This window comes from Curtobacterium sp. HSID17257 (assembly GCF_003989515.1).
In the GTDB taxonomy this organism is placed as follows: domain Bacteria; phylum Actinomycetota; class Actinomycetes; order Actinomycetales; family Microbacteriaceae; genus Curtobacterium.
The window spans coordinates 123,489-133,461 of sequence record NZ_RBLU01000001.1 but is presented as its reverse complement, the minus strand read 5'-3'; the positions used below and the strand labels follow the sequence as shown (position 1 = coordinate 133,461).

Below are 9,973 nucleotides of genomic sequence, written 5' to 3'. Positions count from 1 at the left end.
CTCCGGGGTCGGCCCCGTCGGGACGCGCGCTGTCCTCGGGGGGTGCGTCGTGCCTCCCGGCCGGAGCGAACCGCGCGAGTGCCGCGTCGAGCTCCGCCGGATCGGCGGGTGGCGCGTCCGTGATGAGCGGGACGACGACGGGCGCGAGCCCGCGCTCCCGGGCCGCTGCGGCGACCGCGTCACCCCATGCACCGCCGCGCGGGACGAGGACGACCGGGGGCTGTGCCTCGTCCGCGACGCGAGCGGTGTCGTCCGTGGTGACCGCCTAGGCCGTCGTCGAGCTGTCGTCCGCCGGCTGCTCGGCAGCGGGCGTGGAGAGCCCCGGCCCGGCCGAGTGGCCGCCCTCGGCCGGAGCATCGGACACCGACGACGCCAGGTCCGCCAGCTCGGCAGCACCGTTCTCGAGGAGTTCGGCAGCCACGCGACCGGCGACCTCGAGGGCCTCGTCGAGCCGGTCCTGCGCGGAGCCGTCGAGGTGTGCCGCGTGCGACGCCGTGCGGTACTCGGAGCCGTCCGGGCGGTAGACCGTGGCGGACACGAGCAGCAGCTCGGCGTCGACGACCGCGGTCGCACCGATCGGTGCGGAGCAGCCGGCCTCGAGCTTCGCGAGGATCTCGCGCTCAGCGGTCACGGTCAGGCGCGTCGGCGCGTGGTCGAGCTTGCGGAGCGCGGCGAGCAGGCTCTTGTCCGTCTCGTCCGCACGGATCTCGACCGCGAGCGCACCCTGGCCGGGAGCACTCGGCCAGAAGCCGAGGTCGAGCAGCTCGGTCGCCGCACCGAGTCGGTCGATGCGACCGAGTCCGGCGGCGGCCAGCACCACGGCGTCGAGGTCGTCGTCCACGCGCCCGAGGCGGGTGTCGATGTTGCCGCGGATGTCGATCACGTCGAGGTCGGGACGCTTCGCCTTGAGCTGCGCGACGCGGCGGGGCGAGCCCGTGCCGACCTTCGCGCCCTCGGGCAGGGTGTCCACCGTCGCACCGTTCCGCGCGACCAGGACGTCACGGGCGTCGGCGCGCTTCGGCACCGACGCGATCGTGAGCCCCTCGTACGGAGCGGTCGGGAGGTCCTTGAGCGAGTGCACGAGCACGTCGACCTCGCCCGCGACCAGGGCTTCGCGCAGGGCGCTGGCGAAGACACCCGTGCCGCCGAGGCTCGCGAGGGACGCACGGTTCGTGTCGCCCTCGCTCGTCACCGTGACGAGCTCGACGGGGCGACCCGCTGCCTTCGCCAGGCGGTCGGCGACGTCCTGCGACTGCGCGACCGCGAGCCGGCTGGCACGGGTGCCGAGCCGGATCGGGGCCGGGCCGTCGGAGGGCGTCGCGCTGTGGCCGTCCGTCACGGAGCGACCCCGGCCGCGGCCGGCTTGAACCCGGCGCGCACGTTCTCACAGCAGCCCGGACGGCACACGTCGTACCAGGGGCCGATGTCGGTCAGGTGCGGACGCTCGGTCTTCGGGGTTCCGTTGACACGCTCGAGCACCAGGTCGACCAGACCGGCGACGTACGCCGGGTCGACGCCGGGGGTCTGAGTGCGGAGCGACCAGAAGCCGAGCTCACCCGCGGTCTCGGTGGCCTCTTCGTCGAGGTCCCACATGACCTCCATGTGGTCGCTCACGAAGCCGAGCGGCACGATGAGCACCGCGCGGGTCGGGCCGCCCTTCAGCTCCTCGTTCATGTAGTCGTTGATGTCGGGCTCGAGCCACGGCTGCGTCGGGGGGCCCGACCGCGACTGGTAGACGAGCTTCCACGCGGGCTTGGCGGTGCCCTGCAGGTGCGCGAACTCGGGCTGCTCGAGCAGCTCGGCCCAGGCCTGCTCGAGGACGACCTCGCCGACCGCCAGGTGCTGGGCCTCGTACGCGCCGTGCTCGTCGAAGCCCCGGTAGTCGGGGCCGGACCTGGCCGCGTCGGTGGACGGGATCGAGTGCGTCGAGAACAGGACGTGGAGCTCGGTCGCCACGTCGAGGCCCTCGTTCTCGCGGATGGCGCGGGCCATGCCGTCGCGGACACCGTCGACGAACGGGCGCACGAAGCCCGGGTGGTCGAAGAACTGGCGGACCTTGTCGACCTGGATCGTGTCGATCAGGCCGGTCTCGGTGAGCACGCGGGCGTAGTCCTCGCGGTACTGCCGGCAGCTCGAGAACGACGAGTAGGCGCTCGTCGCGATGGCGATGAGCTTGGTGTAGCCCTTGTCGGCGGCCTCGGTGAAGGCTTCTTCGAGGTAGGGCGCCCAGTTCCGGTTGCCCCAGAGCACGGGCATGTCGATGCCGCGCTTGGCGAGTTCACCCTCGAGTGCCGCCTTGAGCGCGCGGTTCTGCGCGTTGATCGGGCTCACGCCGCCGAAGTGGCGGTAGTGGTGCGCGACCTCCTCGAGGCGCTCGTCCGGGATGCCGCGGCCGCGGGTGACGTTGCGGAGGAAGGGGATGACGTCGTCCTGGCCCTCGGGGCCGCCGAAGCCGGCGAGCAGGATCGCGTCGTAGGCGGTCGGGACCTCGACGTGCTCGGGGCCGTCGACGGCCGCGGGGGTCGCGGCGAGGACCTGTCCGTTCGTGATGTTGCTGGTGTCGGTCACGACAGCACCTCCGGCAGTTCGGCGGTCGTCACCCGACGACCGGTGAAGAAGGGGACCTCCTCGCGCACGTGCAGGCGCGCCTCGGTGTAGCGCAGGTCGCGCATGAGGTCGACGAGGTCGACGAGCTCGGGGCTCTCGAGCGGCAGGATCCACTCGTAGTCGCTCAGGGCGAAGGTCGCGATGGTGTTCGTCAGCACGCGGCGGTACTTCGCGCCGGCGATGCCGTGGTCGCGGAGCATCTTCGAGCGCTCCTCTTCCGGCAGGAGGTACCACTCGAACGACCGGACGAACGGGTACACCGTGATCCAGGCCTCGGGGTCCTTGCCGCGGAGGAACGCCGGCGTGTGGCGCTTGTTGAACTCGGCCTCGCGGTGCATCGCCATCGCGTGCCACACCGGCTCGGCGTCCTGGAACAGCGCAGTGCGGCGGAGGTCGCGGAGCGCGGCCTGGATCGCCTGTGCGTCGTCGCCGTGCAGCCAGATCATGACGTCGGCGTCGGCGCGGAAGCCGGAGACGTCGTAGAAGCCGCGGATCGTGACCCCGGCATCGGCCGCGCGGGCGACGGCGGCGTCGAGCTCGGCGACGGCGTCGTCACCGACGCGGTGGATCGGTCCGAGCGGTCGACGGAACACGGCCCACAGCGCGTACGCGGTGAGCAGGTTCGGGTCGATCCCGCTCGCCGGGTCGGTCTCGTGCGCCGGGCTGCCACCGTGCGCGGGGGCGCCGGCGGCGTGGTCGGGGACGTTCTCGTGCGGGGCTGCGTGCACGTCGGAGCTCATGGTTCCTCGTCTTGTCGGTTGCCTGGGTCGTGGCTGCGCGCCGCGTCCGGAGGACCACCGATCAGAGGCGGTCTACCGCCGTCGGAGCACCGCTACGACGATACTCCCGACCACCGCCACACCGGCTGCGAGGCCGGCCAGGTAGGGCACCGGCTTCTCGTCGATACCCTGCTTGACCTTCGACGCCGCGATGCCGAGCTGCTTCGGCACGTTGAGCTTGTCCTCGATGGCGTCGAGCGTCTCGAACAGCTGCGTGCGGGTCGCCGCGACGCGGTTCGCCAGGTCGTCGTGCTGATCGGTCACAGGGGTCCTCCGGTCGGGGTGTCGGTCCCGCCGCTCAGGCGCGGGGGTTCCGGTCGTGCTGGCCGGGCTTGTTGCCCAGGCCCTTCACGGCGTTGATGTCGTCCTTGACGCTGTCGATCGTGCGCTTCGGCGTGAGGGGCAGGCCCTTCTTGAAGCGCTTCCAGCCGACGAACCCGAGGATGCCGGCGACGATCAGCATGACGACGGCGAGCAGCAGCGCCGCGAGCCACGCCGGCATGACGGTCGCGAGACCCATGACGGCGGCGGTCAGGAGCACGCCGATCGCGTAGAGCACGATGACGAGGGCGCCGATGAGCAGCCCGGCGGCGAGTCCGAAGACCTTCGCCTTGGCGATCATCTCGGCCTTCAGCAGGTCGATCTCGCCCTTGACGAGGTTCTTGACCAGCTTCGGGATGTCCCCGACGAGACCGAACAACGATCGCGACTTGCGGTCGCGGGTGTCGGTCATGAGGTGGTCGAGTCCTTCTTCTGGCTGACCTTGCGGACGACCTTCTTGGTCTGCTCACCGACGAACTCGGCCACGTCCGGGCCCTTGTCCTGGATGAACTCCTCGGCCTGGTGCACGCCCTTCTGGACGTTGCCGTTGTTCCAGATCTTGCCGCTGACGGTCTTGATCTGCTCGTACCGCGCCCGTCCGGCTCGCGATCCCAGGACGTACCCGAGTGCGGCGCCGGCGACGAACAGGAGCTTGCCTCGCATGTGCGATCCTCCGTTGTTGAGGGTGTGCGGTGGTCATGCGCCGAACGGAATACGTCCGGCGTTCGTCCACAGTAGCCCTCGGGTGCTCCCCGGTCCGCTCAGGAACCCAGGATGCGTGCAGCGGACGTGCGGGCAGCGGCGACGATGCCCGCCAGACCGCGACCGGACGAGGTCTCCCCGATGCCGACGACACCCTCGGCCAGGCCCGCGGCGGTCAGGTCGGGCCCGTACCAGCGCACCCGGGCGGCGCCCACCACGCGGTCGGCGGTCACCGGGACGCCGAGCAGTGCGGTGGCGTCGCGGGTGGCGCGGGTCCCGACGGTGTCGTCCGGGTCGACCGGGAGGCTCGTCCCCGTCCCCGCAGGTTCCGTCCCGTCGCCGTCGGGTCGCGTCGCGTAGCTCAGCCGCAGCACGTGCCGGCCGGCGGCGGTCTCGGCGAGCCACGGCCACTTCACGGTCGCGTGCGTGAGGGCCTTCGCGCGGACCCCCTCGGCGTCCGGGTGCACGAGCATCCCGGTACCACGGGGTCCGGCGTCGAGCTCCGGCTGGTCGACCACGAGCGTCACGAGTTCGATGCCCGTGCGGTCCGGTGCCGCGGTGCGAGCCGGGTCAGGTGTCGAGGCGAGGACGTGCTGGGCCGGCAGGCGCTCCACGGTGCCGTCGGCCGTCACGGTCTCGACGGCGAAGCGCTCGATCGCCGTCGCGCGGGTGCCCAGCCGGACGTCGACCCCGTAGGTCGCCATGTCAGCCACGAGCTCGTCGACGAGTCGGGCGATGCCGCCGCCGATGCCCTGCACCGCCGACCCCGCGGTAGCCCGGGAGCGCAGCGCGAGCACGGCGCGGGCGAGCGACCCCTCACGCTGCAGGGCGGCGCGGAGGCCGGGGGCCACGCGGTCGGGGTCGAGCTGATCGGGGTGCGTCGAGTACACACCGCCGGCGACCGGGACGACCAGGTCGTCGAGCACGCGCTCCCCCATCCGCTTGCGGACGAGGGCGCCGAGCGACTGCGCCCGGGCACCGATCGGCGAGGGCAGCAGCGAGTCCATCTGCGCGCGGAGCCCACCGCCCTGGCCGATCACCGCGAGGACGTCGGCGGCCATCGGGCTGCCCGGGATCCCGAGGAACCCGGTCTGCGGGATCGGGGCGGTCCGGCCGTCGCGGGTCATCAGCCACGCACCACGCGGGTCCGGCGACACGATGTCGTTCCCCAGGCCGAGCTCGATCGCGAGCCGCTCGACCGCGTCGGTCCGGGTCGCGAAGGACTCCGCCCCCAGGTCGAGGTCGAGCCCGGCGACGGTGTGCCGGCGGATCATGCCGCCCAGGCGGTCCCCGGCCTCGACGAGGACGACGTGCGCGCCGCCCTTCGCCAGGTCACGGGCGGCGACCAGGCCGGCGACGCCACCCCCGACCACGACGACGTCGGTCACGCTGCGGCTCCCGCCCCGTCGCTCCGGCCGTCGCCCAGCCCGTGGATCAGCTCGACCACGCGGGTGAGCACGGTCGGGTCGGTCTCCGGGGGGACGCCGTGCCCGAGGTTGACGACGTGCGCCCGGGCCGCGCCACCGCGACGGACGACGTCGCGCACGTGGTCCTCGAGGACCTGCCACGGGGCGGCGAGCATCGCGGGGTCGATGTTGCCCTGCACGGTGACCCCGGTGCCGACGCGGCGGACGGCATCGTCGAGGGGGACGCGCCAGTCGACCCCGACCGCGTCGACGGCGATCGTGTCGGCCGGATCGCCCAGCGTCGTCATCTCGTGCAGGACCTCGCCGCTGCCGACGCCGAAGTGGATGCGCGGGACGCCGAGGTCGGCCACGTGCGACAGCGCCGTCGCGGAGTGCGGTGCGACCGAGGTCACGTAGTCCGTGCGGGACAACGAGCCGACCCACGAGTCGAAGAGCTGTGCGGCCGAGGCGCCGGCGGTCACCTGCGCCCGGAGGAACGCCCCCGAGACACCGGCGGCCCAGTCGAGCAGGCGCGCCCAGGTCTCCGGGTCGCTGTGCATGAGCGTGCGGGCGCGGATGTGGTCCTTCGACGGCCCGCCCTCGACCAGGTACGCGGCGAGGGTGAACGGCGCTCCGGCGAACCCGATCAACGGGGTGTCGCCGAGCTCCGCGACGGTGCGCTGCACGGCCTCGGTGATCGGCGCGAGAGCCGCGGGGGCGAGCGGGGCGAGCGCGTCCACGTCCGCCGCCGTGCGGATCGGGGAGCCGAGCACCGGACCGCGACCGGGGACGATCCCGACGTCCACGCCCGCGAGCTTGATCGGCACGACGATGTCGCTGAAGAAGATGCCCGCGTCGACCCCGTGCCGGCGGACCGGCTGCAGGGTGATCTCCGACGCCATCGCCGGGTCGAGGCACGCGTCGAGCATCGCGGTGCCCACGCGCAGCTCCCGGTACTCCGGCAGCGACCGACCGGCCTGGCGCATGAACCACACCGGCAGCGTCTCCGCCCGGTCCCCGCGGAGCGCCCGGACGAGCGGCGACCCCGAGGTCCTGCCGGTCACGAGCGGGTGGCTGTCGGGCAGGGCGGAGGGCACGGCGGAGGTCACCCGCCGATTCTCCCATCCGCCGCCGGGCACCGACCGCCCAGGACGCGGTCGCCACCCCACAGTCTGCTGTGCACGCGGAGGGCGAACAGCCGTCGCTCCGAGCGCGAGTTACGATGGAAGACGTGCTCATCTGTCTCACGGCGTCGCACCGCAACGCCAGCTTCGACCTCCTGGAGCGACTGAGCATCGGCGCACCGACCGCCGCGAGCCGTCTGGTGACGGACTCCGACGTGCTCGACGGAGCCGTCGTCCTCGCCACCTGCAACCGCTTCGAGGCCTACCTCGACATCGCGGGCGACGACCGCGACTCCGCCGTGTCGGCCACCGTCGACGCCGTCGCCACCGCCAGCGACCTCGTGCCGTCCGAGGTCCTCGACTCCGTCAGCGTGCTCGGCGGCGGGGACGTCGTGCAGCACCTGTTCGCCGTGTCGAGCGGCCTCGAGTCCGTGGTCGTCGGCGAGACCGAGATCTCCGGCCAGGTCCGGCGTGCGCTCGAGGACGCCCGCGCGAACGGGACGACCACCTCGGACCTCGAGCGGCTCTTCCAGGAGGCGGCGCACACCTCCCGCGGCGTCAAGACCCGCACCCGCATCGGCGCAGCCGGTCGGTCGCTCGTCCGACTCGGCCTCGAGCTCGCCTCGTCGCGCATCACCGACTGGGCACGGACCCGCGTGCTGCTCGTCGGCACCGGCAGCTACGCCGCCACCACCATCGCGGCCCTGCGCGACCGCGGCGCCATGACCATCCAGGTCTTCTCGCCCTCCGGCCGCGCACCGTGGTTCGCCGCGAAGCACGACCTGGTCGCCGCGACCGACCTGCGCCAGGCCATCGGCACGAGCGACGTCGTCATCACCTGCACCTCGAGCGAGGTCCCGGTCGTCGAACCGGCCGACCTCGACGACGGCCAGCGCCGCATCGTCATCGACCTCGGACTCCCCCGCAACGTGGACCCCGACGCCGCCGACGTCGACGGTGTCGAGCTCCTCGACCTCGAGACGATCAGCATCCACGCGCCGATCGCCGAGCTGAACGCCGAGTCCGAGGCCCGGCAGATGGTCGACGACGCCGTGTCCCGCTTCCGTGCGCAGGCGCTCGAGCAGTCGACCACGCCGGCACTCGTCGCCTTCCGCAAGCACGTCTTCGACATCCTCGACGACGAGATCGACCGGGCGAAGCGTCGCGACGCCGACCCCGAGTCCGTCGAGCAGACCGAGCGGGCGCTCCGGCACCTGGTCGGCGTCCTGCTGCACCGCCCGTCGGTGCGCGCGCGTGAGCTCGGTCGCGCAGGCCGCGGCGAGGAGTTCGTCGGCGCCCTCGACGCCCTGTTCGGCGTGCGCCCGGAACCCGAAGCGGAGCTGCCGTCGCCGGTCGTGCCGCTCGCGGAGCGCACCGCGCCCGAGTGCCCCGTGTCGTCGGACCGCACCGGCGAGGCGGACGCGAGCTGAGCCTCCAGGCCGACGCCCCGACCCTGCGTGTCAGCGCGCTGCTGCTGGTGCGCGACCGGCGGGTCCTGATGGTGCGCGCCCGCGGGCGCGACGTGCTCTACCTGCCCGGTGGGAAGGCGGAGCCGCACGAGAGCGACGTGCAGGCCGCGCTGCGTGAGGCCGACGAGGAGATCGCGGTCCGGCTCACCGCTGCCGACGTCGACTTCTTCGGGACCGTCACGGAGCCGGCGCACGGGCAGGCGCCGGGGACGATGGTCGCGATGGCGCTGTTCCTGGTGCGGCCGGGAGGCACGGCGGACGCCGCCACGCCGGTCGCCTCTGCAGAGGTGGACGAGGTGGAGTGGGTCACCTCTGCCGATGCGGGCCGGTGCCCGCCGGCGGGCGTCGAGACATTGCGGCGGCTGGTCGCCGCCGGTCTCGTCGACTGACGAGCTGCGGTCACGATCCGCACCATCATGGTCGGCCGGCTCATTCACGGGCCACATCGTCAGCGCGGAGTCGACCTCCGATCTCGTCGCGGAGGCGCTTCGCGGTCGGCCGGGAACAGATGGTGGAGGGGAACTCCTTCCACCGCTCTCCGACGCGCAACGTCAGCATCCGCAGGCGTGGGAAGAACGGATCCAACGAGACCCCGAACCCGTTGAGAATCCCGCTGTACCGCGCCGCGTCGTACCCACGAACACGATCGAACGTGTACGTCCGGGTGCGGAACCACGAACGGAGCGTGATCCCCCGATCCGAGATCAGGACGCCCATCGTGCAGGCGCGGGCGAGCCATGCCGCCAGAGCGACGCCGATGCTGACCGAAGTGCCGTCCCAACCGCGGTCGATCGCAGCGATCGCGAGGTTCGCGCCGAACACCGACACGAAGGAACCCGCGATCACGACCGGCCCGATCCTTGTACCGGGCACGCGGTGGCCCCCCGTACCGTTCGTCACCATCGGACCACCTCAGCCGGGCCGGACAAGATCTCATCTGCGGAGGACGGCCGTTCCACGAGTCCACCTCGTCGCAGTGGGAGAACCGTGCGCCGACCGCCGCCGAGGTTCAACGGAGCAACAATGCAAGACCCATCATCGCGAAGATGACCGAGAAGCTCGAAGCGATGATGATGGTAGCGGCGATGCGCACGTTGCGTCCACGCGTCGAACTCCCCAGGAAGGTCTTGCGGTGGCGCAACAACCTGAGCGCGCCGATGATCCCGATCCCGATGACGACTGACCCGAGGACCTTGTCGATCACGGGCGGGCGATCCCGGCGAAGATGATCCAACCACCGAGACCGAATCCCAGGACGCACACGAGAACGACGAGGTTCTCGGCGGCCTTGATGTCCTTGAGGCCGAAGCCGTAGCTCTCTCTCTGGATCCTGTCACGCGCCCTTGTGAACACGACTCGGTACTTCAGGAGAACAACGCAAGCGACGATGAGTACCGCGCCGAGAACGATTGCCGGCACGAACACTGGTTGATGCATGAGACGCTCCTCGCCTTCCAGCCACACGGGGACCTCGGTAGGCGACCCAGCACTCCCCGTTCGGTTCGACCGGACCGGGGTCACGCATCGTCTCGAACACCCCGGGTTCGACTCGTGTCGTCACTCGC

The 9,973-nt window shown here is 72.0% G+C and carries 13 protein-coding genes; 2 read left to right on the top strand and 11 right to left on the bottom strand.

The features are described from left to right. Positions 1 to 265: 265 nt before the first annotated feature. From hemC to hemE, 8 genes are all read right to left on the bottom strand, one after another. Positions 266 to 1,339 carry a hydroxymethylbilane synthase gene (gene hemC / locus D8M35_RS00645; protein WP_126890056.1) on the bottom strand — a complete coding sequence of 358 codons (1,074 nt, stop codon included), beginning with the start codon at positions 1,337 to 1,339 and terminating at the stop codon, positions 266 to 268. Continuing rightward, positions 1,336 to 2,568: a ferrochelatase gene (locus tag D8M35_RS00640; protein WP_126890055.1), complete on the bottom strand. Its 1,233-nt coding sequence runs from the start codon at positions 2,566 to 2,568 to the stop codon at positions 1,336 to 1,338. The genes hemC and D8M35_RS00640 overlap by 4 nt, the downstream gene beginning before the upstream one ends. Next, positions 2,565 to 3,347: a hydrogen peroxide-dependent heme synthase gene (gene hemQ, locus D8M35_RS00635; RefSeq protein WP_174234665.1), complete on the bottom strand. Its 783-nt coding sequence runs from the start codon at positions 3,345 to 3,347 to the stop codon at positions 2,565 to 2,567. The genes D8M35_RS00640 and hemQ overlap by 4 nt, the downstream gene beginning before the upstream one ends. A 72-nt stretch (positions 3,348 to 3,419) precedes the next feature. After that, a complete protein-coding gene (locus D8M35_RS00630; RefSeq protein ID WP_058729362.1) occupies positions 3,420 to 3,650 on the bottom strand; it encodes a DUF3618 domain-containing protein in 231 nt (76 codons plus the stop codon). 34 nt (positions 3,651 to 3,684) lie between these two features. Beyond that, positions 3,685 to 4,119, bottom strand: coding sequence for a phage holin family protein (locus tag D8M35_RS00625; protein ID WP_126890054.1), 435 nt, complete (start codon positions 4,117 to 4,119; stop codon positions 3,685 to 3,687). Next, a complete protein-coding gene (locus tag D8M35_RS00620; protein WP_066651317.1) occupies positions 4,116 to 4,370 on the bottom strand; it encodes a hypothetical protein in 255 nt (84 codons plus the stop codon). The genes D8M35_RS00625 and D8M35_RS00620 overlap by 4 nt, the downstream gene beginning before the upstream one ends. Before the next feature lie 98 nt (positions 4,371 to 4,468). Further along, positions 4,469 to 5,797, bottom strand: a complete 1,329-nt coding sequence (locus D8M35_RS00615; RefSeq protein ID WP_126890053.1) for an NAD(P)/FAD-dependent oxidoreductase — start codon at positions 5,795 to 5,797, stop codon at positions 4,469 to 4,471. Beyond that, positions 5,794 to 6,924, bottom strand: coding sequence for a uroporphyrinogen decarboxylase (gene hemE / locus D8M35_RS00610; RefSeq protein WP_174234664.1), 1,131 nt, complete (start codon positions 6,922 to 6,924; stop codon positions 5,794 to 5,796). Before hemE ends, D8M35_RS00615 begins: the two co-directional genes overlap by 4 nt. A 122-nt stretch (positions 6,925 to 7,046) precedes the next feature. Between hemE and D8M35_RS00605 the strand changes: the two genes are divergently transcribed. Further along, the gene (locus D8M35_RS00605; RefSeq protein ID WP_126890052.1) at positions 7,047 to 8,369 is read left to right on the top strand and encodes a glutamyl-tRNA reductase; all 1,323 of its coding nucleotides are present in this window, start codon (positions 7,047 to 7,049) and stop codon (positions 8,367 to 8,369) included. Next, positions 8,324 to 8,797 carry an NUDIX domain-containing protein gene (locus tag D8M35_RS00600; RefSeq protein WP_238638028.1) on the top strand — a complete coding sequence of 158 codons (474 nt, stop codon included), beginning with the start codon at positions 8,324 to 8,326 and terminating at the stop codon, positions 8,795 to 8,797. The genes D8M35_RS00605 and D8M35_RS00600 overlap by 46 nt, the downstream gene beginning before the upstream one ends. A 40-nt stretch (positions 8,798 to 8,837) precedes the next feature. Here the strand turns inward: D8M35_RS00600 and D8M35_RS00595 are convergent, their stop codons facing one another. From D8M35_RS00595 to D8M35_RS00585, 3 genes are all read right to left on the bottom strand, one after another. Further along, positions 8,838 to 9,254: a hypothetical protein gene (locus D8M35_RS00595; RefSeq protein ID WP_126890051.1), complete on the bottom strand. Its 417-nt coding sequence runs from the start codon at positions 9,252 to 9,254 to the stop codon at positions 8,838 to 8,840. 163 nt (positions 9,255 to 9,417) lie between these two features. Next, on the bottom strand, positions 9,418 to 9,612 hold the full coding sequence (locus D8M35_RS00590) for a hypothetical protein (protein WP_126890050.1): 195 nt from the start codon (positions 9,610 to 9,612) through the stop codon (positions 9,418 to 9,420). Further along, the gene (locus D8M35_RS00585) at positions 9,609 to 9,872 is read right to left on the bottom strand and encodes a hypothetical protein (protein ID WP_126890049.1); all 264 of its coding nucleotides are present in this window, start codon (positions 9,870 to 9,872) and stop codon (positions 9,609 to 9,611) included. The genes D8M35_RS00590 and D8M35_RS00585 overlap by 4 nt, the downstream gene beginning before the upstream one ends. Positions 9,873 to 9,973: the final 101 nt, after the last annotated feature.